The organism is Rhodococcus sp. C1 (genome assembly GCF_020809065.1).
In the GTDB taxonomy this organism is placed as follows: domain Bacteria; phylum Actinomycetota; class Actinomycetes; order Mycobacteriales; family Mycobacteriaceae; genus Rhodococcus_F; species Rhodococcus_F qingshengii.
On sequence record NZ_CP078080.1, the window covers coordinates 703,500 to 727,191 of the forward strand.

A 23,692-nucleotide genomic window follows, 5' to 3' on the forward strand; every position below is an offset into this window, starting at 1 on the left:
TAGTCGGGCTGGGCGAGACGGTAGCAGCGTCTCACCCAGCCCGACTACAGCGTCGTCGACTGAAAGCTAATCCGGCAGGTGTGCCAAAGACGAACCACTCGGCACGAATCAAGCTGTGTGGCCGAATGTCGCGGTTTCCCTGTGGAGAACAGGCTGTTCGGTCCTCAGTATTGTTCACGCCGAGGGGCAGGTAAGCCGAGTTAGTCGGGAGCCTGTCACGGATCGACTCCACTTCGGGTGGCCTGCGCGGATGCGTCATCGGAAGCCACCCGAAGTCGGTCGGCATTACGCGGCCTGTTGATTCACAAGTTCTTGTCGCAGTTCACGTAGTCGGCGAGGCATGTTCCACCCGGCGACGGCGGTGATACGACCCGATTCGTCGCGCTGAACGGCGGCGAACGGCCCATCGTCGATGGATCCTTCCACCGCGGTGAAGTCGGCGGTGGTGGGGCGGCCGTAAACCTGGATCCGCACGTCGTACTGGTCGCTCCAGAAGTAAGGCACCGGCGAGAACGGTATACGTTCGCCCAACAAAGTCCGTGCGGCAGCCATGCCTTGTTCAGTGGCGTTCATCCTGTGTTCGAGTCGGAGCCGGCCCAGGATCGGGTGCTGCCACGACGCTACGTCGCCAGCAGCGACTATCCCGGGGGCGGCTTGGCAGAATTCGTCGCAGTGAAGGCCGTTTTCGAGGACCAGTCCGCTACCGCTGAGCCAGTCAGTCACTGGCTCGGCGCCGATCGCTATCAGCACCACGTCCGCCGCAATTTCCCGACCATCCTGCAGTACAAGTGCTCTCACACGGCCGTCTGTCTCGCGGATGTCGGTAACCCCGCTCCCGCCGAGAAGTTGAACGCCGTGGTCGCGGTGCAGCTGTGCGACCCGCGTCCCGATCCTCCGGCCGAGTTGGCGTTCCAGAGGTAGATCCAGCGGGTCGATCACAGCCACTCGGCAGCCGAGTCCGGCGGCCACCGCGGCGGCCTCCGTACCGAGGAAACCCGCGCCCACGATGACGACTGCGGCGCCAGGCACCATTTCCCTCTGCAGTGCGAGCGCGTCTTCGACGGAGCGAAGAACGTGTACGCCCCGGCGGCCGTCCGCGAACGGTAACGTCCGCGGACGCACACCCGTGGCTATGACCAGACCATCGAAACCTACTCGGGAGCCGTCCGAGAGCCCGATCTCGCGAGACTTGAGGTCGAGGTGCTCGGCCCGCACTCCCAGTCGCCAGTCGGCGTCGAGGCCTTCGAGTGCGGCGGGCGGGCGCAGCGTGAGCTTCTCCTCGGCCCATTCACCGCGCAGCAGTTGCTTCGACAGCGGTGGCCGGTCGTACGGTGGCCGTGTGTCGCCGTCGATCAGCATCAGCCGGCCTGTGTACCCTTCGCGTCGGAGTGTCTCGGCGGCGGTCAGACCCGCTGCGGAGACGCCGACGACCACGACCTGGTCGATGGTCATTCTTCGACCACTATTGCGAGCGCCGGGCACAGTAGTGCGGCCTCGTGCACCTGCGCTGCGAGGTCGGAGGAAGGTGCATCCTGGAGCAGGATGACTATGCCGTCTTCATCGCGCTGGTCGAACACTTCGGGTGCAGCGAGTACACACTGTCCGCCGCCTACGCATTTGTCTTCGTCGATGTGAATTCTCATCATGCGGTCCTTTTTTCGTTCACCAGGTCACGGGCAGGCGGTGCAAGCCGTAGATGGACATGTCGGTTTTGTATTCGAGGTTTTCGAGCGGTTCGGCGAGTGCGAGCGTGGGGATTCGTTTGAGCAGGGTCGAGTAGACGACCTGTAATTCGACGCGGGCGAGTTGCTGGCCGAGGCACTGGTGGACGCCGAAGCTGAACGCGAGGTGGTGCCGTGCGGGGCGGCTGATGTCGAGGTCGTCGGGTTCGCCGTGGCCGTTGCTGGTGAAGGCGGCAGTGTCGCGGTTGGCGGTGCCGAAGTCGAGGATCAGTCCGTCTCCGGCGTGGATCTCGGTGCCGGCGATCTCGAAATCATCGATTGCGACGCGCCGGGCTCCGGAGTGGACGATCGTGAGATAGCGCAGTAATTCTTCGACTGCGCCCGCGACGACTGCGGGGTCGTCGGAGTTGCGGATCAGAGCGGCCTGCGCCGGATTAGACAGCAGAGCTGCGGTCCCGAGGGCAATCATGTTCGCCGACGTCTCGTGGCCTGCGGTCAGAAGCAGCAACCCCATCCGTGCGATTTCTTCATTGGTCATGTGTCCGGGAATCAGCTGCTCGACGACGAGTCGGCTCAGGGTGTCGTCAGTGGGGTTGTCCATCTTGCCGTCGATGACCACGGCAATCATCTCGAGCATCTCCTCTGCCGCTGCGACGGTGTCCTGCGCCGTGGAAGTCGCTGCAGTGAACACCTTGGTGAGCACCTGAAAACGGTCGTGCTCGTGATATGGCACCCCTAGCAGTTCGCAGATCATGACCGACGGCACCGGCAGAGCGAGCGCTTCGACGAGGTCCGTGGGTTTCGGGCCTGCGAGCATCTCGTCGATGCACTGGTCGGTGACGGTCTGGACGACCTCGCGCATTCCTTGCATGCGTTTGGCTGTGAAGTCCCTTGCCAGTGCACGGCGTGGGATGTCGTGGGCGGCACCGTCTTCCGTGAAGAAGGTTTTCGCCCGTGCTCGGCGGGCCTTGATCGCGGCGGAGCTGTGCGGATATGCCGGGTTGTCGGTGTCGGCGCTGACGTGCGGGCTAGCCATCACCGCGCGGACGTCGGCGTGCCGTGTCACGAGCCAGGGTTGGGTGCCATCCCAGATGCGTACCCGTCGTAGTCCGTCGACGCGCTGGATCTCGAACAGTTTCTCTGCCGGATCGAACGGGCAGCGCTCGACGTTGCGAGGCATCGGGTACTGGGGGACATCGACTGCGTGTGTCATACAAACTCCAGAGGCTGAGTTGTGGAATTTACTCTAGATCTCATTCACTTATGCACTCTATTATGCTGTTGTTCGACCAAAATGCAACGACAGATATCAAACGAATTGTTACATCAACTTTCCCTGAGCCTCTTGACATCCTGCTGTCGGAGCACATACAAGTAAATGATCGTTTGACTCCTAGGAGGCAATAATGTCCACTACCGCACTCGTAACCGGCGCCGCTCGCGGCATCGGCCGACAAATTGCCCTCTCCCTCGCCCGTGAGGGGTACGCCGTCGCTGTCGTCGACACCGACTTCAACGGTTACCGCGCGTTCGGCGAGGCCGCCGGGTCGGTCCTCGACGAGCTGAGCGAAATCGGAGTGCCGACCATCGCGCTCGAAGCAAGTACCACCGACGTCGAGGCGATGAATGCGCTCGGCGAACAGATCCTCCGAGAGTGGTCGCAACTCGACGCCGTGGTGTGCAATGCCGGTGGTGGGAGCGGAGGTCTCGCCGAAAACACCGCCGCCACCATTGATCTGGAAGCGCTGGACGACGTCCTGCGTCGCAACCTTCACGGCACGATCACGACCGTGCAGGCATGCCTACCGGCACTGCGAGAAGCAACCAACCCCGCAATCGTGACAATGGGTTCGGTTACTGGGGCGATCGCCAACCCTCAGGGCACCTACGCCCACTACGGAATCACCAAGGCAGCCGTCATGCACTACACCCGTTACCTTGCGAACGAGCTGGCGGCGGAGGGGATTCGGGTCAATTGCGTTGCTCCAGGTCTGATCTCGACCGGCAGGCTGCGCAAGCGACTCAGCGAACAGCCCGAGCGCGAGAAAGAGATTGCCGACAGTCTCGGGACACCGGACGAAGTTGCCGAGGCCGTGCGCTATCTCGTCTCACCCGCCACGACCCACATGTCGGGACAGGTACTCCAACTTTGGCCCCCGAATGCCCTGTGAGTCCCGACCCCTCGATCAAGGAAGACCTCACGTGCCCACACATCTGACCACGCGACAGGTCGCTCAGGCGCCCAGCCTCTGTCACGTATTCCAGTCCACTGCCACTACTTACCCCGATCGTGTCGCGCTGCGGGACTGGGCGGACGGGCGGACCTTCACCTGGCGCGAGTATGACGTACAGGTTCGACGCATCGCCGCCGGTCTCGCGGGCCTCGGGGTTCGCCCCGGTGACACAGTTGCGATCATGTTGAGGAACCGTCCGGAGTTCCACTTCGTCGACGCAGCAGTGATGCATCTCGGTGCGGTGTCGTACTCGATCTACAACACCTTCACCGCCGAGCAGGTCTCCTCATTGTTCGGCAGTGCCGGCAGCCGCGTGGTCGTGTGTGAGGCGCAGTTCAGCGAGGTCGTTCGCCCGGCTGCCGGGCAGTACCCGGGTACTCGCGTGGTTTGCATCGACGACGCTGCGGCCGACCAGATCTCACTGGAGGCGCTCTACGCGCTCTCCGATCCGAATTTCGACTTCGATGCGTCATGGCGCGCCGTTTCGCGCGACGATCTGGCCGCGCTGATCTACACCTCGGGCACGACAGGGGACCCCAAGGGCGTCGAGATCGCCCATGCCAACTTGCTCTACTCCGCGTCGACCAGGGCGGCGCAGCAAGAGGAATTCACGACCCCCGACGCAGAGGAGCGGGTGCTGTCGTATCTCCCTGACGCCAACCTCGCAAACAGATTCGCCGCGCACTACCTACCGATGGTGACCGGGGCAACGGTGACAGACGTAATCGACGGAAGGTCAGTACTGACAGCATTTTCGGAGGTGCACCCGTCGACCTTCATGGGCGTACCGATGATCTGGTACAAGCTCAAGACAATGATCGAAAATGCGATCGCCGCGGAGCCCCCAGCCGAACGAGACATAACCGAGCGAGCACTCGCAGTCGGTCTGGAGAAAGTCCGCCTCGAACTCTCCGGCGCACCGGTTCCCAAGGCGCTCGAGACTGAGCACACAGCCTTGGACGCGAGCGTCTTGGGCACGTGGAGAAGACGATTTGGTGTCGACGCCTTGTACTACGCAACATCCGGCGGCGCACCGATCGCGCCGGAAACACTGGAATTCTTTCTGGCACTTGGCGTGACAGTCTGCGAAGTCTACGGACTCACCGAGAGCGCGGCATCAGGCATCGCCAACCACCCTCACCGGATCAGGATCGGCACCGTGGGACAGGCGCGCAACGGCGTAGAGGTGAAGCTCGCCGGCGACGGTGAACTACTGCTCCGTAGTCCCGGCGTGATGCGGGGCTACCGCAACGACCCGGCGAAAACGGCCGAGGCCGTCGATACGGAGGGGTGGCTACATACCGGCGACATCGCCACCCTCGACGAGGACGGCTACGTCCGAATCGTCGACCGCAAGAAGGACATGATCATCAACTCCTCGGGCAAGAACCTCGCCCCGGCAAACATCGAGAACGCGCTCCGACTCGCTTGTCCCCTTGCCGGTTCGGTTGTCGCAGTCGGCGACGGACGGTCACACATCGCGGCGCTGATCGTTCTTGACCGCGATCAGGTCGCTGCATTCGCGTCCGCTCGCGGTATCACGGACCTTCGTGCGGAGACGCTTTCCCAGGATCCACAGGTGATGAACGAGGTCGCCGAGGGAATTGCGCGAGGCAACGAGAGGTTGTCGCGGGTGGAGCAAGTGCGCGCTCACCGTGTGCTGCCGATGTACTGGGACACGAACGGCGAAGAGCTCACCGCGACCACCAAGGTGCGGCGCAAACTGGTGCACGAGAAGTATGCCGATGAGATCGACGCCCTCTATGCCTGACAACGATTTCGGTGAAGGCCGCACCATCGTCGTCACCGGCGCCGCAAGTGGCATCGGCGCCGCTACAGCGAAACACCTCCGCGCCCAGGGAGATCACGTCATCGGTGTCGACCTCGCCGGCGTCGACGTCAGCGTGGACCTCGCGACGCTGACCGGCCGAGCCGCGATTGTCGATGCAATTCGTGATCTTGCTCCGCACGGCATCGATGGCATCGTCGCCAATGCTGGTGTTCATCGTCGGGACGCCATGACGGTGCGGGTCAACTACTTCGGTGCGATCGCGAGCCTCGAGGGGCTACGCCCTCTGTTGCGTCTCGATGCGCCACGCGCGGTGCTGATCACATCGCGGGCCGTCCTTCTCCCAGTAGACGACGGTGTGGTCGAAGCTTGCTTAGCCGGAAATGAGGGGCGCGCCGTCAGTCTGGTCGACGCGCTACCCGGCGACGCCGAGCACACGGCATATGCCAGCAGCAAACGAGCAGCGGGCCGATGGCTACGACGCACAGCTCCGACTGCGGAATGGGCAGGCGCAGGCATCCCGCTCAATGCAGTGGCGCCTGGATGGGTCAACACGCCGATGACCGTCCGTGATCGGACTCCGGCGGACGTCGCTCGCGTGATGGCAGCACGTCCGATGCCGCTCGGCGGACGGGCCGAGTCGACAGACATAGTTCCGGCGATTGCATTCTTCCTCAGCCCGGCCAATACGCGGATCACCGGGCAGACCCTATTCGTGGACGGTGGCGGCGAGACGTTGATGTGCCAAGAGGACATTTGGAACGGCGCTGCGCGCGACGAACAACGAATGTGAATACCGGGCGGCGACTTCATCGTCCGTAATCCTTACCGCGTCGCCCTCGGAATGTCGATTCGCGTAGCGCGACAAACCGCCAAGGGCCGGTCGAACCAGATCATCTGCAGTGCAATCAGATCCCCCGAATCGTCGGCGATACCCTGCCTGCCCCCCGGACACCTATGTCGAAAGGCTCTTTGATGATCGACTCCGAGGTCCTCAACTACGAGTTCCCCACCTATCTGAAGGCCATCGCCGACTTCACCGCCAACGAACTCGTCCCGGCGGAGAACGAGATGGTTGCGGCGGGCGAGGTGCCCGCCCGCATCCTCGACAGGATGGCTGCACTCGGCCTATTCGGCATTTCAATACCCCGTGCCTACGGCGGCCTCGAATGGACCATGGAACAGCAGGTGAAGCTCACCTTCGAATTCACGCGTGCGTCGTGCGTGTACCGGTCACGCTTCTCGACGGTGATCGGCCTGTGTTCGCAGGCCATCCTCGATCACGGAACCGAGGAACAACGCCTACGGATGCTTCCTGCGATGGCAGCAGGAGAGTTGGTTACGGCATTCGCCCTCACCGAAGACGCTGCCGGATCGGATGCAGCCCACCTGCGCACCGCAGCCGTTCGCAACGGTGATGTGTACGTTCTGAACGGCAGCAAACGCTACATCACGAACGCCGCCTGGGCAGACGCCTTCATTGTCTTCGCCCGCACCGACGAATCCGAACATGGCGCCGCGGGAGTGTCAGCCTTCATCGTAGACGCCAACTCTCCCGGCGTGCGGACGGTCCTTCCCACGATCATGAACGGGCATGCAGAGGCGCCTGTCGGCGAGATCTACTTTGACAGTGTCGAAGTGCCCGCGGCGAACCTTCTTGGAGGTGTTGAAGGTTCGGGGCTGACGATGGCACTGCGCGGCATCAATCACGCCCGTCTGCATGTCGCCGCGACCTGTGTCGGCCAAGCCACTCGTATGTTGGAAGAGACGACTTCACATGTCAACGGCCGCAGACAGTTCGGTGGCCCGCTGGCCGAACTCGGTGCGGTTCAGGCGACACTCGGAGCCAGCTTCGCCGACCTCGAGGCGGGGCGTGCACTGACAATGGAGAGTGCGCGAGCCTTCGACGTCGGTGTCATTCCCCGCCACCGCATCGCTTCCGCCAAGCTGTACTGTTCCGAAATGGCGAGCCGGGTCGCCGACCGTTGCGTTCAGCTACTGGGAGGCGAGGGCATCGTTGGCCCGCATCCCGTCCCACGGATGTGGCGTGATGTTCGTGCGTTGCGCATCTACGAGGGATCCTCTCCGATCCATGAGCGGAACTTAGCCGGAGCGATGATCAGACAGGTTGGCGTCGATGGGAGACTGCCTGATTCATACCGTGTCTGATTCGGGTTGGCGGAACCCTCGTTGCAAGAAATGTAGTCCGGACCCATCGAGAGGACGGGAAACTGACATCAGGCGACGTGGCCGTCGTAACTACCGAAGGATCCGGCTTCAGTCGGATAATAGGTGGCCCGGAGTGGGTGCAGTTGTTTGGCGCCGGGGAGCGGTCAATCCAGCGTGCCGTCCGTCGAGAGGACGTTCGTCGGCGAAGACCGGTGCGATCTTGTTGTCGAATACCGTGAGGGCCGATCCGATGGACATATGCATGTCGAGGTATTTGTTGTTCCAACCACGGCCGCCGAAGAGGACGTTGTACTGGGACGCTTCCTGCTTTGCCACTCGCCTGTAGCGATCGAGCTTTTCCCGATCATCAGGCGTGTTGATCGGGTAGTACGGCTCATCTTCTTTCTCTGTCGCACAGGAGCTCTCCGACGTCCTGCGGCCCGCGATCACACCCGTCACCGAAGTTTCCGCGGACTCGATCGCCGCAGCGCCCCGCGAGAACGTCATGACCCTTCCCGGGCGCTGGCAGGCCATGATCGAGCACTACGACACCATGCCCGAACAGGCCTACACCTGGGCGAGTCGGATCAAATCCGAAGCACCGCAACATGACCCACAGCCGTTCGAGATCCGCTCCACGCCAAAGCCGGCCGCTCCGGAGCGAGAACTTGCCGACCTCGATACCATCAAGTTCCACACCCACTGGAGTCCAGAAGTCGACTACCAACTTGTGAACAGCCGCACCATCCCGCAACACAGCAGCAGACCAGAAGTACCGAGACTGTGAGCATCATCGGATACGCCCGCGTGTCCAACCTCGAACAAAACCCCGAACTGCAGCAACACACACTCCGCCAAGCCGTCGCAATCCGCATCTTCACCGTCTACGAATCAGGCTCCACAGCGCAGCGCCCCCAACTCGCCGAATGCCTGAACTACCTACGCGACCATGACGGCGATGTCCTCGGAGTCTGGAAACTCGACAGGCTCGGACGATCTATCCGCCAGGTCATCGACACCGTACACACTCTTGGCGAAGGTGGCATCGCATTCCGTTCCCTCACAGAAGAATTCGACACTACTGCAGCAGGTGGAGAATTCCTCTTCCACATTATGGCGGCCCTTGCCCAAATGGAACGCCGCATGATCGTCGAACGCACCCACGCCGGCCTCGAAGCTGCCCGCCGGCAATGCAGACACGGCGGACGGCCCACCGTCATGATTCCCAAACGCATCGAACTTGCCCGCACCCTGCGCGAGCAGGGGAGAAGTCTCGACGCCATCGCCTTGACACTCGGCGTCGGCCGATCCTCCGTCAGTCGCGCACTCACATCGGAAGTCCGCCAGGACTGAACGCGACAAAGGTATCGCTCAGTCCCGCGGGTACTAGCTTAGCTCAACCCAACTGGAGAGAGTTCATTCCGTCAGGTGCCCGAAGAACTCTTCTGCGACAGCGGTCAGTTTTTCGTGTTCTCTCCGGGGCAGTCGCAGTGCGGCGGCCTCCAACTCAGCGGTCGGGGACGGGTCCGGTGAGTGGAATGTCGGTGGCCCGGACATCTACAGGTATCGCGACATCGTGGACTTGGCGTTCGCCGCGGTGGACAAGCGGCCCCGAATGGTCTCGGTCCCTGCCGGATTCGTCCGGCCTGTCATCTGGACCGCGGATCGCCTGGGGCCGCGCCCGTCGTCGCTGGCTCGATTCTTCATCGAAGGGCTCCAACGTGAGTCGGTGGGCGAGCGGACTGGCACTCACCGTCTCTCCGACTACTTCCGCGACCTCGTGTCAGCGGATCAGGAATCGTAATTGACCCTTTGCGCAGCGCATGACACTGCCAAGCCCTCACCCTGAGTAGTGCTGAGCCGCGCCTCGGGTGGTGAGGCGCTATCGCCTTCACACGATTGGAGCTGCGGAACAGGACATTTTCCCGGAGAAACTTTCGCGGGGATAAACGAATCGATTCTGGTCGAACGCATGAGGGGAAACATGACTATCTTCTTCGACATCATGCTCGTACTCTGCGTCGTCTCCATAACAGTGTTTTCTGGATACGTTCTTTATCGCTTGGTGACAGACGAATCGAACCTGCGATAGCCAGTCGCTTCGACGTGTGGGTGCAGCGGGGGCCGATCGTCCTATCGATCCGCACCATCGCAATGGGTTTCAGGGCGAGCCTCGCACGCAAGATGTGATATCCGCGAGTTTCGCCTGAATATAGGCACGCAGCACTTCTTTCTGTGCGATCTTCCCTGGTGCATGGCCTGGACCAACCCTCTGCTCATCGTTTGCCGCGTCAACCGACGTGGACGTGTGGCCGGCGGGACTGGTCGGGTTCGGCGCGGCGGAGGACCTCACGGGTCACGGGAGCGGTTTCGCCCTCACCGATGAACAGGAAGCGGAGCAGGTACATGATCGGGTTTCCCTCGGTCCACTCGAAGTAGACGTCGGGAATCACGCCGGTGATGTCCCTCGTCCGCAGGAGAACCGCCGCAATGGTGTTGGGGACGGCCGGGCTGTCGACCCACAGAATCCGGTGCACACCGCGCTGTCGGCCGTGGACGAGGAGGTCGGTGCTGAATTCGGAGGAGTCTGTGACGTTGACTTCGATGAAGATGATCGACTCCGCCTCCGGGATGTTGCTTTCGGCGCGCTGCCGCGATTCCTTCTGCCGATACTCGTCCTCGTCGAGACGGTCGACGTCGTGCGCCACCATCGCGAGGTAACCCTTCTCGGCTGCCTCGGCGATGAATTGCAGCGCGGTCTCGTCGAATTCGACGGAGGTTGCCCGTAGTTCGAAGGCTCGCGAGATCCGGGAAAGGAAGGACACCACCATGATCGCGGCGATGAAGAACGACGCCACTTTCACACCGTCTGGACGTTCGAAGATGTTCGCGATCGTCGTGTAGACGAACAAAACTGCGACAAAACTGAACCCCACGAACAGTTTTCGCTGACCGTGCTTACGAGCGGACAGTGCAACGGCGACGGTCGCCGACGAGATGAGCACGAGGACACCGGTTGCGTACGCGGAACTCTGAGCGTCGACACCGGCGTCGAAGTAGATCGTGACAGTGATGGCGATGACGCTGAACACGAGGACCAGCGGACGCACGGCGCGGGCCCACGACGGCGCCATGCCGTAGCGGGGGAGATACCTCGGAACAAGATTGAGCAACCCTGCCATTGCCGATGCACCGGCAAACCAGAGGATCAGAATCGTGCTGAGATCGTAGACGGTTCCGAAGATCTCACCCAGATAGTCGTGGGCGAGAAAGGCAAGCGCGCGACCGTTGGCAGCGCCTCCGGGTTGGAACTCGTTTTCTGGGATCAGGATGGTGGTGACCAGGCTCGACGTCAGCAGGAATCCGCTCATGATCAGCGCCGCCGTGGTGAGCAGGCGCCGCGCACCTTTGATGCGGCCACGTGGATTCTGTTCGGTGTCGTGCGGATCGCCCTTGATCTGCGGCATGACCGCGACGCCGGTTTCGAAGCCGGACAGACCGAGAGCCAACTTCGGGAAGACGATCAGCGCGATCAGGATCATCATCGCCGGGTTTCCGTGCTCGGTGGTCATGGCGCGCGTCCAGTCGGTGACCAACGACGGCGCGGTCGCGATGTGCCACAGACCTACGGAGATGACCACCACGTTCAAGGCGAGATAGACGGCGACCAATCCGACCGCGATACCGATCGCTTCGGTGAATCCGCGGAGGAAGACCGCAGCGAGGAGCGCGAGCAGAACCAGGGTGACGGCGACGGTGTGTCCGGAGAGAAAGGTTGGAGCAAAAGGATTCTCGACGAGGTGCGCCGTGGCATCGGCAGCCGAGAGCGTCATAGTGATGAGGAAATCGGTGGCCGCGAAGCCGAGAAGCACGAGAACGAAGATCTTGCCGCGCCACTTGGGCAGCAACTTCTCGAGCATGGCGATCGAACCCTCGCCATGCGGACTCTCGCGAGCCACTCGCCGGTAGACCGGTAGAGCGCCGAAGAGTGTCAGCAGGATCAATACGACTGTCGCGATGGGAGCCAACGTGCCGGCCGCCAGTGCCGCGATACCGGGTTGGTAACCGAGAGTGGAGAAGTAATCGACACCCGTCAGACACATCACCTTCCACCACGGGTGGCGCTTCTCCTTCTTCGGCGCCATCCGGTGTGGCCCCAGATGTCCGGCTGGTTCCTCGGTGATGTCCGCGAGTAGCCAGGCCTCGGTGCGTTGTTTCACAGACGGAGCCGTGTTGTCGGCCGGGACCTCGTTGTCGGCTGCGGTCACCACGGCGTCACGGCTTCAGATAAACATCGTTGAGCGTGACAGTCCGCAGGTTTCGGCTCCGGATGATGTCCACCAGATGCGGATACACGTGGGTCACGGGCAGATAGTTGAGGTGCCCGATCACGATGGCCCCCGGATTGAAGTACTGGTTCGCCATTTGGAGGATGTACTCCTCGGTGATCAACGAAGAATCCGACAGTGATCCGTACCAGAGGGTGGGCACGGTGTAGCCGACGCTCGCGGCCACGGAATCGACTGTCGCGTTGTGCCTTCCATACGGCGGCCGAAAGTACGGCGCCGCGTCCACGCCGTAGGTGTTGCGCAGGAACGTGCCGTTCTTCGTCAGCTCGTCGGCGATCTGCTGCTTCGACACAGACGTCAGATCCGGGTGCGAGTAGGTGTGATTGCCGAGCTGAATTTGTCCGCTCTCGACCAGCGGTCTGAGAAGTCCGGCGTTTTCGGTCCACGAGTTGTATTGCCCGTTGACGAAGTACGTCAAACGGATGCCGGTGTCTTTTGCGAACTGTGTGTAGAGGCGCACGACTTCGGAGCTGGCTCCGTCGTCAACCGTCAGGGCAAACAGATCCCCACCGCCGGGTAACGCGGTCAACGATCCGCCGGCGGGCAGCGGCACCCGGGCAGACGGCGGTGGAGGCGGCAACAAGGCAGGCGGGAGATCCGGGACAGGGACGGGGTCGGTTGGTTCGTCGGCTGCAGCGATTGCCGTCCCGACCGAACGTGACGAACAAGCGGTTCCCATGGTCACCGCGGCGGTTCCGGTCAGAGTTGCTGCTGCGAGGGCACTGAGGAAGCGTCGGCGGTCCACAGGGCGGAGCCTAGAGCAGATTTGCCCTATTCGGACTTCATTCTCAGCGTTTTTTCAGCCAATGACCAGCCGTGTCCGGTATCGACAGGTTCTACTCAGGAACGGTGGATAGCGTGTCGGCCGTGGAACCGCGACCTCGACACTCGGCAACCAAGCACAGACGTAAGCGTCAACCGCAGCGGTCGACGCTCTCGGTGGGGCGCAAGCTGGCGGCGGCGTCCCTGTCGACGACGATTCTGGTGGGCGTCGGAATCGGCTGGTACGTGCAGTCGGATTTGACGTCGGGGCTGTACCGGTCGGATGCGCTCTCCGCCCTCGGTGACGACGCCGGCAGTTCGCTCGACGGGGATACCAACATCTTGTTGATCGGGCTCGACAGTCGCAAGGCGATGGACGGCAGCGATCTGCCGGCAGAGTTCGTCACCGACAAGCTGCATGCGGGGGACAGCGATGTGGGTGGATACAACACGAACACGCTTATCCTGCTCCATGTTCCGGGCGATGGCGGCAAGGCCAGTGCGGTGGCGATCCCACGCGACGACTACGTCGCTGTTCCCGGCTACGGAATGGCCAAGATCAAGGAAGCGTACGGAATGGCGAAGGCTGATGCGGACGCCAAACTCATAGCGGACGGTGTGACGGATCCTGCTGCACGAGAGCAACAAGCGCGTGAAGTCGGAAGACGGTCGACACTGACCACCGTGCAGAATCTGCTCAAGGTTCCGATCGATCACTTTGCCGAAGTGAACCTGATGGGCTTCTACGACGTCGTCTCGGCTATCGGCCCCGTTCAGGTGTGCCTCAACAATCCGGTGCAGGATGACTTCTCGGGCGCCAACTTCCCGGCCGGAGTTCAGACTCTCGATCCGTCACAGGCACTTTCGTTTGTCCGTCAACGCCACGGCCTGGACAACGGGGACTTGGATCGCACCCACCGGCAGCAGGCTTTCATCAGCGCGGTGATCGCCAACTTGAAGGGCTCCGGCGTCATCGGAAACATTCCGAAGATGACGGCACTGGCCGACGTGGTGAAGAAGGATGTGGTGATCGATTCTGCCATGGATCCCGTCCGATTCGCTTCTCAGGCAAGCGCTCTCGCAGGTGGGAACATCGACTTCTACACCCTGCCGATCGAGGGATACGAGACCGTCGACGGCCAGGACGTCAACATGGTCGATCCGGCGCGTCTGCGTAGTGAAGTGTCGCGGATCTTCGCGGGAGGTGGCTCGGCATCTGCACCTGCGATGGACACTGCTGTCTCGACCGGGAACGAAGTTGTGGACATCCGCAACGGAACCGCGACGGACGGGTTGGGCGCCGCGTTGGCAGCGGCGACGAAAGCGTCGGGAGTCGAAGTCGGAGAGGTGAGCACCGCAGCTGCGACGGCAAAGTCGGTGGTCAGCTATGGAGTCGGCGCCAAAGCCGTCGCAGAGGCGCTGGCCGAGCAGTTGGGCGTGGCCGCAGTGCCTAACGAGCAGGCAGCGGCCGAATCAGTGTCTGTACTGATCGGTGAGGACAATGCGCAGGCCGTGTTCTCGGCCGCTCCGGCGCAGTCGGACTCGTCCGTATCCGCCGGCACCGTTCCCGATACGGGAGCGCAGGGATCACCCATCCGGGCCGACGCGAATGGCGGCATCCCCTGTGTGGACTAACTCTCAGGTAGTTCGCACCAAACTCACGCTGACTTCTTCGATCTGCGGGTCTACATTGGAGAAGTCGAACTCAGTCGGGTACTTCACCTTTGGGGTACCTGACTGAGATTGCGTAGTTGAAAGGATCACCGACATGGCTACAACAGCAGCGGTACAGAATCCGACACGCTCACGTGCCAGGACCATGTCCTTGTCCGAGTACGTGGCCGAGCATCCGGCGCAGCGCGTTTTCCCACCGACCAGTGAGCGGGCGGCCAGGATGGCGATGCTCATCATGTTCGCCCTGATGGCCGTCACCCTCGTCGTACTGGTACTTGACGAGGCAGGAATCTTCGGATGAAGGCAGCGGTCTTCGGCTGAGCCCGACCTTTAGTTACTCTTGAGTAATGACTGAACAGAAGAGCTGGAATGCGTTCACCGTCGAGCGCGAAGACAACATCGCCCAGGTGACGCTGATCGGGCCGAGCAAGGGCAACGCGATGGGGCCGGATTTCTGGAGTGAACTCCCCGAAATCTTCGCCGACCTCGACGCCGACCCCGAGGTGCGTGCAATCGTCATCGCCGGTTCCGGCAAGCACTTCTCGTTCGGACTGGACCTGCCGGCGATGAGCGGTGAATTCGGTGCCGTCCTCGCGGACAAGGCTCAGGCAGGCCCGCGCACCAAGTTCCACGACATGATCAAGCGCATGCAGTCGGGCATCAATGCCGTCGCAGACTGCCGCAAGCCCGTCGTTGCAGCTGTTCAGGGCTGGTGCATCGGCGGCGGCGTCGACCTCATCACGGCGGCGGACATCCGCTACGCAAGTGCCGATGCCAAGTTCAGCATCCGAGAGGTCAAGGTCGCGATCGTCGCAGACATGGGCAGTCTCGCACGTCTGCCCGCGATCATCGGCGACGGACACCTGCGTGAGTTGGCTCTGACCGGCAAGGACATCGACGCAGCGCGCGCCGAGAAGATCGGTCTCGTCAACGACGTGTTCGACGATGCCGACGCAGTGCTGGTCGCGGCGCGCGCGACCGCCAAGGAGATTGCGCTCAACCCGCCGCTCGTCGTCCACGGGATCAAGGACGTGCTCGATCACACCCGCAGTGCGAGCGTGAACGACAGCCTTCGCTACGTCGCAGCCTGGAACGCGGCGTTCCTGCCTTCGCAGGATCTGACCGAGGCCATCACCGCCGTCTTCCAGAAGCGCCCGCCGGTCTTCCAGGGTGAGTAGGAACTGCAAGGGTGAGTAGGAACTGCAAGGGCGAGTAAAAACAGCACAAAAATCCCCGCACATCTTCCGATGTGCGGGGATTTTCGTAAGGCCTGAGAACTCGAGCTCAGTGACCGCCGTTGGCAGCGAGACGCTTGATCGAAGCCTCGATCTCGGCCTCTGCCTCGGCGCGGCCGACCCAGTTGGCTGCCTCGACGTGCTTGTTCGGCTCGAGGTCCTTGTAGTGGACGAAAAAGTGCTTGATCGCATCGAGCTCGAACTGTGAGATGTCACCCAGATCCTGGATGTGATCCCAGCGGGGGTCACCGGCCGGAACGCAGAGGACCTTGTCGTCTCCGCCGGCCTCGTCGACCATCTTGAACATCGCGACTGCGCGAGCCTCGACGATGACGCCGGGGAAGACCGACTCGGGGAGCAGGACCATGGCGTCGAGCGGATCGCCGTCCTCACCCAGGGTGTTTTCGATGAAGCCGTAGTCGGCCGGGTAGCCGAAAGCTGTGTAGAGGTAGCGATCGAGTTTGACGCGACCGGTTACGTGGTCGACCTCGTACTTGTTGCGCTGACCCTTGGGGATCTCGATGGTGACGTCGAACTCCACGCCGATTCCTCGCTGTCGTGTCGGTAATGATTCGTCGGAAGGATATCGGGTCAAGGATAAGGTTGCCTGACCACCCAGTAGGCAGAGCACAGACGGAGGGGCGTTGGCGGGCCAAGGAAAGAAGAAGATCGGCTCGTTGGAAGAGAGTCGACGGCGTAACTTCCGCATCCTTCTGGCGGTCGGTGCAGTGGTTGTACTGGCCGTCGCCGGAGTTGTCGTCGTGAAACTCGGTACGTCGAACGACACCGCGGGCAGCACGACCGTGACTACGTCGCCTCAGCCTGCGCTCGTGACGCCGTCACCCCAGGTGGTGCCCGTCCCGACGGACGCACCGATCCCGAGCGCGTCGGGAATCGCAGCGGCGATCGGCCCGGCCGTGGCCAACCCGGATCTGGGGAAGTTCACCGGAGTAGTCGCTGATGCGCTCACCGGAAACATTCTCTGGAGCACGGACCCGTCGACGCCGATGACGCCCGCGTCCACGACGAAGGTGCTGACCGCATCGGCGGCACTGCTGAAGTTGCCGCTCGACCACCGGCTGTCCACGACGGTGGTGCCCGGAACGAGCCCCGGGCAGGTCGTTCTGGTCGGCGGCGGTGACCCGACGCTGACGGCGACGCCGAAGGGGCAGAGCGGGTACTACGCCAACGCAGCGCACATCGCGGATCTCGTCGACCAGATCAAGGCTGCCGGTACGCCGGTGAACAGCGTCGTGGTGGATTCGAGCTTGTTCAAGGGCGACAACATGGCCACCGGCTGGTTTACCGCGGACATCGCGGCGGGCTACATCACCCCGGTCGAATCGGTGATGATCGAAGGCGGTCGGTACGACGGCACTCAAGACGAGTCACCGCGTTCGGAAACTCCCGCGTTGGACGCGGGCAAGGTTCTCGCTCAGGCGCTCGGTGTCGATCCCGCCAACGTGAGTCTCGGCGCCGCGCCTGCCGGTGCCAAGCCGATCGCGACCGTGCAGTCGGCACCGCTGAGCGACCGGTTGCTGCAGATGATGGAACATTCCGACAACGTGCTCGCCGAGACCATCGGGCGTGAGGTCGCGATTGCCTCCGGAATCGAAGCCTCGTTCACCGGAGCAGTCGACGCGACCGGCAAGACCCTGCAGGCGGCCGGGTTCGATTACACCGGAGTTTCGTTGCACGATTCCAGCGGGCTGTCCGTCGACGATCTCATTCCTGCTCAGGTACTCGATCGGGTCATGACGGCTGCGGCCGGTGACGGTGATCCGAAACTGCGCCCCCTGCTGGACTACCTTCCGGTGGCCGGCGGAACAGGAAGTTTGTCCGACCGCTACGCGTCCGGAAACCGAACCGGTGCGGGTTGGGTGCGGGCCAAGACGGGAACTCTCTCGACGGCCAGCGCGTTGTCAGGGTTCGTGGTCGATCAGAACGGGCGAGTGCTCACCTTCGCACTGATGTCCAATGACCGGCCGCCAGAAGTGAGCCGTCCTGCCCTGGACGCGATTGCCGGAGCATTGAGGAATTGCGGGTGCCAATAGTGGCCGAAAAGACTCCACAAGATGATGACGCCTCGGCTCCGCTCGGTGGTGCCGTCGACTGGAGTCTTGCCGCCAAAGCCGGGATAAAACTGGCGCGCGGCGGCCCCGCGATGTCTCGCTACACGGCCGAGACGGCAACCGCAGAACTCGCCGAAGCGTCCGAGCGCGCAGAACTGCCGGTTCGTGAAGTGACCGGGCTGGCCGACGGTCTACCGGTCCCGGCCGCTGACGTGCTTGACCGGGCCGGGTGGATCACGGCAGCCTCGCGGTCGATGGCACATCTCACCGGCGCGGATCCCGACGGCAGTGGCAATCTCATCGTCGGAAAGCCGGCGGGCTTGCAGGCCGGCGCCATGCTGGCGTACCTGTCTTCGGCGATCCTCGGGCAGTACGACCCGTTCACCGGCGAGCACGGCACCCTGCTTCTGGTCACACCGAACATCGTCTCCGTCGAACGGTCCCTTCGGCTGAACCCGAGTGACTTCCGGTTGTGGGTCTGCCTGCACGAGGTCACTCACCGGGTCCAGTTCTCGTCCTCGCCGTGGCTCGCGGAGTACATGAAGGAATCCGTCGAAACGCTTGGTGCGACGGTGGACGAGTCGATGACCGACGTTGTCGGGCGCCTTGCTGCAGAGCTGCGCTCGCGGAAGGAACCCGACTCCAGTGACGGTGCGACGGCGGGCGGCATCATCGGACTGCTGCGCGCCTCGCAGGCGGAACCCCAGCGTGACGCGCTGGATCGGATGCTCGTACTCGGCACTCTCCTGGAAGGGCATGCAGACCACGTGATGGACGCCGTCGGTCCCGCTGTGGTGCCGTCGGTGGCAACGATCCGCGCGGCCTTCGACAAGCGTCGGCAGCGCAAGTCCAACCCCGTGCAGCGGATCATCAAGATGCTTCTCGGCATGGACGCCAAGATGGCGCAGTACGTACGCGGCAAGGCCTTCGTCGACGCGGTGGTTCTCAAGGTCGGCATGGAGCAGTTCAACACCATCTGGACCGGGCCCGAGACCTTGCCGTTGCTGGACGAGATCGACAATCCCGACGCGTGGGTAAAGCGCGTTCTCGGCTAGATGCTGCTGCCTGAGACGCCTGCCCTACTGGCGCTGCGACAGGCCGTGCGGGCATGGACGGTCGCATTCGAGCCACGACGCCGTGTGGTCGTCGCCCTGTCCGGGGGAGCCGATTCGTTGGCCCTGACAGCAGCAGCGGTGGCGGAAACCGATTCGGTCGACGCGTTGATCGTGGACCATCGCCTACAAGATGGTTCGGATGCCGTCGCGCGCTCGGCCGCAGACCAGGCGCTGGCGCTGGGTTGCCGGACCGCGACGGTCCTGACCGTCGACGTAGCCGATGGTGGGAGTCTCGAGGCCGCTGCGCGTGAGGCTCGGTACAACGCCCTACGCGACGCGAGGGCTGACCTCCCGGTTCTGCTCGGACACACGCTCGACGATCAGGCCGAGACCGTGCTTCTCGGACTCTCGCGCGGGTCCGGTGGGCGATCGATTCAAGGTATGGCTGCATTCGACGCTCCCTGGGGACGGCCGCTACTCGGCATCCGGCGATCGGTGACCAGGGCGGCCTGCGTCGACCTGGGCATCACGCCGTGGGAGGACCCGCACAACAACAATCCCGAGTTCACTCGCGTGCGTCTGCGGCACGAGGCGTTGCCGCTGCTCGAAGAAATTCTCGGCGGGGGAGTTCCCGAAGCGTTGGCCCGAACCGCGACGCAGTTGCGTGAAGACGGCGAGGCGCTCGACGAGTACGCCGAAGCCCTACTCCTACGGGTTGTCGTCGACGGAGAAGTGGAAGTGGACACACTTGCCGAAGCGCCCACCGCAATCCGTCGACGCGCTCTGCGGGCCTGGCTCCTGCAGGGCGGCGCAAAAGCATTGACGGACAAACAGTTACGCGCAGTCGACGCCCTGGTGACCGACTGGCGGGGGCAAGGCGGCGTCGCGATCGGGGGCGGAACACCGGAGGCGAGGTTGGTGGCGGCCCGGCGACGTGGCAGGCTGATCCTCGGATTCGAAGACCGACGAAGGGTTTGACGCGTGTACGAGGGCGACATCGCATCGGTACTGATCTCCGAAGAACAGATCCGTGCACGAACGGCGGAACTGGCTGAGGACATCGCCAAGCGTTACCCGGCAGGCGCCCCCGAAGGGGATCTCCTGCTGATCGGCGTCCTCAAGGGAGCGGTCTTCTTCATGACCGACTTCGCCCGCGCCCTGCCGATCCCGTCGCAGATGGAATTCATGGCCGTCAGCTCCTACGGATCCTCGACCTCGTCTTCGGGTGTCGTCCGCATCCTCAAGGACCTCGACAAGGACATCGCCGGTCGCCACGTGCTGATCGTCGAGGACATCATCGACTCCGGTCTCACGCTGTCGTGGCTGATGCGCAACCTCAAGACACGTAATCCCGCTTCGCTCGAGGTTGTCACCCTGCTCCGCAAGCCGGATGCGGTCAAGATCGACGTCGACGTCCGCGACGTGGGCTTCGACATCCCCAACGAGTTCGTCGTAGGTTACGGCCTCGACTACGCCGAGCGGTACCGCGATCTGCCGTACATCGGCACCCTGGACCCCGAGGTCTACGGCGGCTGAGCCTGCTCGCCGGTTAGAACTCTTCACATTTCGGCACCTCTGCATCAGTCCGCCGAACGGACGACAGACAGGTCTCCGAGGCGTCGCTAGATTCACGGAATGCGCTATCGACGGCTTATTCGGTGACCCTTCCGCCACCACCGCCACCGCCACCACCGCCCCCGCCTGGTGGGGAGCAGCAGTACTGGAGTGCCCAACCGCAGGGCGTTCTGTACCAACCTCCGACCACAAACGGCCTCGCAATTGCCGCCCTGGTCGGGGCGCTCGTGCTGGCGCCGGTCGGCATTGTGCTCGGCCACATTTCGCTGGCGCAGATCAAACGAACCGGTGAGCAGGGGCGAGGACTTGCAATCGCCGGTCTGGTCATCGGCTACATCTTCACCGCGCTTCTGGTGCTGTCGATCGTGTGGATGTTTCTCATTGCCAATGCAGTCACCCGCGCGTTCGACGACTACGACAGCGCGTCTTCTCTCTACTACACATCTGAATCGTCGAGTACGACTTATCCGACGTATGCGACCACCACATCCCGGACGGTGGCGCCGACGTACAGCGGAAGCGACACGGCGTCGGTCATCGCCAATGCCTCGGTAGGTGACTGCGTCGTACGAAGGCTCGGGGCAGACAAGGGCGACGGGACCAGCGAGACATACGTCAGTCCGGTCTCATGCAGCTCGAGCAGCGCCACTCACCGGGTAGTCAGCCGCGGCACGTCCACATCTTCGTGCACCGCCGATTGGGTTCGCAAAGAGAGTCCTGTCGTAGTGCTTTGCCTAGCGGACGAATGATCGACAGAGGGAGACACAACCGATGACGTTGCCGCCCCCGCCCCCACCTCCCCCACCACCCCCACCTTCACCACCGCAGGCTCTGGTTGCCGGACATCCTCCGCCCTCTCGATCTCGTGGCCGAGGATGGATTGTTGCCGTTGCAGCCCTTACCGCCGTCGCGGCCCTCGCCGCAGGCGCCGTCACCGTTGTCACGATTCTCCGGTCGGGAGACACCGATGGACCGGTGGCAGGCCAGCTGGTCAACACTTACCCGACGCAGCCGACGCCAGGGTGGTCGTTGGACGTTGACGAGGTTCTGCCGGGCGGAAGATTTCTGTGGCCGGATTCGCTCGGTGCGAGCTATGGAACGGCGAGATTCATCGACGTGGGACAGACTCTGATCACTACGGTCGGTCCACAGCAGGGCCAGCAGTCCCAACTTGTTGCAGTCGACGCCGAGAGCGGATCCATTCGATGGCAAACGCCGGTCGCCGGCACGGTGTCGTGTGCGACCACCGCGATCGATGCAGCCCTACCTTGTGTCGTCAGGAACCCTGGTGGAACAGCTCGAGTCGTTTCCTTCTCGCTCGACTCGGGGGCGATTCGTTCGAGTGTCGACACCGATACGGCCACCTTGGTCGAGGTTTCCGACGGAGCGGTCTTCACTGTCGGCGGTAGCCAGTCCGGGCTGGTGATTTCGCGCGGAACCCCCACTGACCTCGATGCGGCGTGGACAACGACAACTCCACCGGAAACCGACTGCGTCGGATCCGGCGATTCGCATTCGTTCGAGATCGTCGACGGCATCGTCTATTACTCGAGCATCGGATCTACGGCGCTCAACGCGGTCGATGGCGCACTGCTTTCGAATCCGAATCTGGGTGGCTACGAGGCACTTCCAGGACAAGGTTTTGCCGGCGTCCTCTGTGCGATGCCATTTGCGTCGGACGGATACTCCAGCATCGTGTCCGACCGTGACGGTGCCGAGAGATTTAGAGTTGACGAAGACGCACCGGCATCACCGTGGCTTGTCTCGGCATCGAAATCTCGTCCGTACATCGGCTCGCACGGTGCCTACGACATGAACGACGGCACCGAGCTGTGGTCGGTCATCGGCGGAGACCACTTCTCGCTACGCCGGATCGTCGGCGACATCGTGTTGGGCAACGACTCGGACACGCTCTCGGCCTACCGAATCGACACCGGGGAACAGTTGTGGTCGACCAAGATCGGCGACTACTTCTCTTACTCGGTCTCGGACGGTGAGCGAATTCTCGTCCATCCTAACGACGGCAGGGTACTCGCCGTCGAACTCGACGACGGCTCTGTCAGTTGGTCCCTCGATTCCCACACCAACCACTGGTCTTGGTCGAAGGCCCACGACGGACTCGCCTCGATCTCCAATGACAGATTCCTCTACTACCCACCGACCGGCGGACCGTCAGGAGCACCGGGCAGGCTGCCCGCTGTCCCTGAATTCGACGGAGGCAACGAGTACGTCACGAAATGCGGACGGACACCGACCCTGACGCCGGTTGAATACCGCACGCAGGCAGAGGGTCTCGTCGTTCTAATGGAAATGAAAGCATCATGTCCCGGCGGAGACATCGTCTCCACCGACGCGCTTCGTGTATCGATCACCGACACCGGCCAGAGCGTTGCATCGGCGGTGTTCGACTTCTCCGATGCGCCGATCTATCTTCCCCGAACCGATGGGACGAACACGACGAACTCGATCCAGCGCGAGTTCCTGTACGACCTCGGTAGCTTCTGGAGGCTGCCGAACACTCTCGGTGAGTCTTCGAGTCTGACCAATTCGAGAGCGTCAGGTGCTCAACTCGTCGAATGCGAGGACGAGGGGACGAGTGATACCAGCCTGACATCCGGGCCGGCATCGCGAAGTGACACCAATACGCCGATCCGACCCACACGTAGCGCGCAGCCGACAACGGGCGACGTCGAATCTGCGAGTCTCGACGCCCTCCGGGCTCAGGCCGACGCCGATCGCCCCTTTGTGATCGGTGACCTCGCGAACAGGTGGGTGGCTCAGATCTCCTCCAAGCGGGTCGGACTCGATGCGGCGGATATCAATGGCGCTCAGGTGCATTGGACTGCTGCCCAGATCCTGCGACAGCATCTCGAACTTCGTCTCATGTATCCGGAGGTGCGTCTGCTCTGGAGTGACGAATGGCGGACCTTCGATCTCCGGGGTTGGTGGATAACCGTCGCAGGCTTGACGTTTGCGGATGCGGATGCGGCCAACGGGTGGTGCGATTCGAAGCGGATTGCCAACGATCAATGCTTCGCCAAGATCGTCAGCAACGATCGCGATTCGTCGGAGACCACTAAATATCGGCGATAGTGC

Annotated in this window: 23 protein-coding genes; 16 read left to right on the forward strand and 7 right to left on the reverse strand. The window is 62.7% G+C overall.

What is annotated here, in order from left to right:
• Window positions 1-285: 285 nt before the first annotated feature.
• The 3 genes from KTR60_RS03215 to KTR60_RS03225 are packed head-to-tail and all read right to left on the reverse strand — an operon-like array spanning window position 286 to window position 2,895.
• Complete coding sequence (locus tag KTR60_RS03215; protein WP_228401836.1) at window positions 286-1,452, reverse strand: NAD(P)/FAD-dependent oxidoreductase; 1,167 nt, start codon at window positions 1,450-1,452, stop codon at window positions 286-288.
• The gene (locus KTR60_RS03220) at window positions 1,449-1,643 is read right to left on the reverse strand and encodes a ferredoxin (RefSeq protein WP_228401837.1); all 195 of its coding nucleotides are present in this window, start codon (window positions 1,641-1,643) and stop codon (window positions 1,449-1,451) included. The genes KTR60_RS03215 and KTR60_RS03220 overlap by 4 nt, the downstream gene beginning before the upstream one ends.
• Before the next feature lie 19 nt (window positions 1,644-1,662).
• Entirely contained in the window at window positions 1,663-2,895 is a 1,233-nt protein-coding gene (locus KTR60_RS03225) for a cytochrome P450 (RefSeq protein WP_228401838.1), read from the reverse strand.
• A 193-nt stretch (window positions 2,896-3,088) separates the two neighbouring features.
• On the opposite strand from KTR60_RS03225, the gene KTR60_RS03230 reads away from it, so the two are divergent.
• The 4 genes from KTR60_RS03230 (at window position 3,089) to KTR60_RS03245 (ending at window position 7,874) form a co-directional block, all read left to right on the forward strand.
• On the forward strand, window positions 3,089-3,853 hold the full coding sequence (locus KTR60_RS03230; protein WP_228401839.1) for an SDR family NAD(P)-dependent oxidoreductase: 765 nt from the start codon (window positions 3,089-3,091) through the stop codon (window positions 3,851-3,853).
• Between the two features lie 31 nt (window positions 3,854-3,884).
• Entirely contained in the window at window positions 3,885-5,687 is a 1,803-nt protein-coding gene (locus KTR60_RS03235; RefSeq protein ID WP_228401840.1) for an AMP-dependent synthetase/ligase, read from the forward strand.
• On the forward strand, window positions 5,680-6,498 hold the full coding sequence (locus tag KTR60_RS03240; RefSeq protein ID WP_228401841.1) for an SDR family oxidoreductase: 819 nt from the start codon (window positions 5,680-5,682) through the stop codon (window positions 6,496-6,498). The genes KTR60_RS03235 and KTR60_RS03240 overlap by 8 nt, the downstream gene beginning before the upstream one ends.
• 182 nt (window positions 6,499-6,680) lie before the next feature.
• Window positions 6,681-7,874, forward strand: a complete 1,194-nt coding sequence (locus tag KTR60_RS03245) for an acyl-CoA dehydrogenase family protein (protein WP_228401842.1) — start codon at window positions 6,681-6,683, stop codon at window positions 7,872-7,874.
• 108 nt (window positions 7,875-7,982) lie between these two features.
• On the opposite strand, the gene KTR60_RS03250 is transcribed toward KTR60_RS03245, so the two are convergent.
• Window positions 7,983-8,381: a UDP-galactopyranose mutase gene (locus tag KTR60_RS03250; protein ID WP_416309253.1), complete on the reverse strand. Its 399-nt coding sequence runs from the start codon at window positions 8,379-8,381 to the stop codon at window positions 7,983-7,985.
• Between KTR60_RS03250 and KTR60_RS03255 the strand changes: the two genes are divergently transcribed.
• The 3 genes from KTR60_RS03255 to KTR60_RS03265 all read left to right on the forward strand — a co-directional run bounded on the left by KTR60_RS03255 (window position 8,380) and on the right by KTR60_RS03265 (window position 9,678).
• On the forward strand, window positions 8,380-8,661 hold the full coding sequence (locus KTR60_RS03255; protein WP_228401843.1) for a hypothetical protein: 282 nt from the start codon (window positions 8,380-8,382) through the stop codon (window positions 8,659-8,661). The two genes, KTR60_RS03250 and KTR60_RS03255, sit on opposite strands and share 2 nt — an antisense overlap.
• Entirely contained in the window at window positions 8,658-9,227 is a 570-nt protein-coding gene (locus KTR60_RS03260) for a recombinase family protein (RefSeq protein WP_228401844.1), read from the forward strand. Before KTR60_RS03255 ends, KTR60_RS03260 begins: the two co-directional genes overlap by 4 nt.
• 223 nt (window positions 9,228-9,450) lie before the next feature.
• Window positions 9,451-9,678, forward strand: coding sequence for a hypothetical protein (locus KTR60_RS03265; protein WP_228401845.1), 228 nt, complete (start codon window positions 9,451-9,453; stop codon window positions 9,676-9,678).
• A gap of 487 nt (window positions 9,679-10,165) precedes the next feature.
• Here KTR60_RS03265 and KTR60_RS03270 read toward each other — a convergent pair whose 3' ends face one another.
• Together KTR60_RS03270 and KTR60_RS03275 are read right to left on the reverse strand one after the other, a co-directional pair.
• Complete coding sequence (locus KTR60_RS03270) at window positions 10,166-12,145, reverse strand: amino acid permease (protein WP_228401846.1); 1,980 nt, start codon at window positions 12,143-12,145, stop codon at window positions 10,166-10,168.
• A gap of 4 nt (window positions 12,146-12,149) precedes the next feature.
• Window positions 12,150-12,968 (reverse strand): polysaccharide deacetylase family protein, encoded by an 819-nt coding sequence (locus KTR60_RS03275; RefSeq protein ID WP_065456184.1) that lies wholly within the window; start codon window positions 12,966-12,968, stop codon window positions 12,150-12,152.
• A gap of 122 nt (window positions 12,969-13,090) precedes the next feature.
• Here KTR60_RS03275 and KTR60_RS03280 point away from each other — a divergent pair, with 122 nt between their 5' ends.
• The 3 genes from KTR60_RS03280 to KTR60_RS03290 all read left to right on the forward strand — a co-directional run bounded on the left by KTR60_RS03280 (window position 13,091) and on the right by KTR60_RS03290 (window position 15,837).
• Window positions 13,091-14,620: an LCP family protein gene (locus KTR60_RS03280; RefSeq protein ID WP_228401847.1), complete on the forward strand. Its 1,530-nt coding sequence runs from the start codon at window positions 13,091-13,093 to the stop codon at window positions 14,618-14,620.
• A gap of 133 nt (window positions 14,621-14,753) precedes the next feature.
• Entirely contained in the window at window positions 14,754-14,960 is a 207-nt protein-coding gene (locus tag KTR60_RS03285) for a hypothetical protein (protein WP_124568973.1), read from the forward strand.
• Window positions 14,961-15,006: 46 nt separating this feature from the next.
• A complete protein-coding gene (locus KTR60_RS03290) occupies window positions 15,007-15,837 on the forward strand; it encodes a crotonase/enoyl-CoA hydratase family protein (protein ID WP_228401848.1) in 831 nt (276 codons plus the stop codon).
• A gap of 106 nt (window positions 15,838-15,943) precedes the next feature.
• On the opposite strand, the gene KTR60_RS03295 is transcribed toward KTR60_RS03290, so the two are convergent.
• Window positions 15,944-16,435 (reverse strand): inorganic diphosphatase, encoded by a 492-nt coding sequence (locus tag KTR60_RS03295; RefSeq protein ID WP_003941181.1) that lies wholly within the window; start codon window positions 16,433-16,435, stop codon window positions 15,944-15,946.
• A gap of 103 nt (window positions 16,436-16,538) precedes the next feature.
• Here KTR60_RS03295 and dacB point away from each other — a divergent pair, with 103 nt between their 5' ends.
• The 6 genes from dacB (at window position 16,539) to KTR60_RS03325 (ending at window position 23,689) form a co-directional block, all read left to right on the forward strand.
• Window positions 16,539-17,948, forward strand: a complete 1,410-nt coding sequence (dacB, locus tag KTR60_RS03300; protein WP_228401849.1) for a D-alanyl-D-alanine carboxypeptidase/D-alanyl-D-alanine-endopeptidase — start codon at window positions 16,539-16,541, stop codon at window positions 17,946-17,948.
• Window positions 17,948-19,021 (forward strand): zinc-dependent metalloprotease, encoded by a 1,074-nt coding sequence (locus tag KTR60_RS03305; RefSeq protein WP_054187886.1) that lies wholly within the window; start codon window positions 17,948-17,950, stop codon window positions 19,019-19,021. Before dacB ends, KTR60_RS03305 begins: the two co-directional genes overlap by 1 nt.
• Window positions 19,022-19,999 (forward strand): tRNA lysidine(34) synthetase TilS, encoded by a 978-nt coding sequence (gene tilS, locus KTR60_RS03310; RefSeq protein ID WP_228401850.1) that lies wholly within the window; start codon window positions 19,022-19,024, stop codon window positions 19,997-19,999.
• A 3-nt stretch (window positions 20,000-20,002) separates the two neighbouring features.
• Window positions 20,003-20,557 (forward strand): hypoxanthine phosphoribosyltransferase, encoded by a 555-nt coding sequence (gene hpt / locus KTR60_RS03315; RefSeq protein WP_003941159.1) that lies wholly within the window; start codon window positions 20,003-20,005, stop codon window positions 20,555-20,557.
• A 122-nt stretch (window positions 20,558-20,679) separates the two neighbouring features.
• Entirely contained in the window at window positions 20,680-21,345 is a 666-nt protein-coding gene (locus tag KTR60_RS03320; RefSeq protein WP_020968343.1) for a DUF4190 domain-containing protein, read from the forward strand.
• Between the two features lie 22 nt (window positions 21,346-21,367).
• A complete protein-coding gene (locus KTR60_RS03325) occupies window positions 21,368-23,689 on the forward strand; it encodes a PQQ-binding-like beta-propeller repeat protein (RefSeq protein WP_228401851.1) in 2,322 nt (773 codons plus the stop codon).
• Window positions 23,690-23,692: the final 3 nt, after the last annotated feature.

What these genes read in the sequence shown, in the direction of transcription:
- KTR60_RS03245 (WP_228401842.1), top strand. Translation starts at nt 6,681, where the DNA reads ATGATCGACTCCGAGGTCCTCAACTACGAGTTCCCCACCTATCTGAAG.
- KTR60_RS03285 (WP_124568973.1), top strand. Translation starts at nt 14,754, where the DNA reads ATGGCTACAACAGCAGCGGTACAGAATCCGACACGCTCACGTGCCAGG.
- KTR60_RS03325 (WP_228401851.1), top strand. Translation starts at nt 21,368, where the DNA reads ATGACGTTGCCGCCCCCGCCCCCACCTCCCCCACCACCCCCACCTTCA.
- KTR60_RS03240 (WP_228401841.1), top strand. Translation starts at nt 5,680, where the DNA reads ATGCCTGACAACGATTTCGGTGAAGGCCGCACCATCGTCGTCACCGGC.
- KTR60_RS03290 (WP_228401848.1), top strand. Translation starts at nt 15,007, where the DNA reads ATGACTGAACAGAAGAGCTGGAATGCGTTCACCGTCGAGCGCGAAGAC.
- KTR60_RS03225 (WP_228401838.1), bottom strand. Translation starts at nt 2,895, where the DNA reads ATGACACACGCAGTCGATGTCCCCCAGTACCCGATGCCTCGCAACGTC.
- KTR60_RS03215 (WP_228401836.1), bottom strand. Translation starts at nt 1,452, where the DNA reads ATGACCATCGACCAGGTCGTGGTCGTCGGCGTCTCCGCAGCGGGTCTG.
- KTR60_RS03220 (WP_228401837.1), bottom strand. Translation starts at nt 1,643, where the DNA reads ATGAGAATTCACATCGACGAAGACAAATGCGTAGGCGGCGGACAGTGT.
- KTR60_RS03255 (WP_228401843.1), top strand. Translation starts at nt 8,380, where the DNA reads ATGACCCTTCCCGGGCGCTGGCAGGCCATGATCGAGCACTACGACACC.
- KTR60_RS03230 (WP_228401839.1), top strand. Translation starts at nt 3,089, where the DNA reads ATGTCCACTACCGCACTCGTAACCGGCGCCGCTCGCGGCATCGGCCGA.
- tilS (WP_228401850.1), top strand. Translation starts at nt 19,022, where the DNA reads ATGCTGCTGCCTGAGACGCCTGCCCTACTGGCGCTGCGACAGGCCGTG.
- KTR60_RS03250 (WP_416309253.1), bottom strand. Translation starts at nt 8,381, where the DNA reads ATGACGTTCTCGCGGGGCGCTGCGGCGATCGAGTCCGCGGAAACTTCG.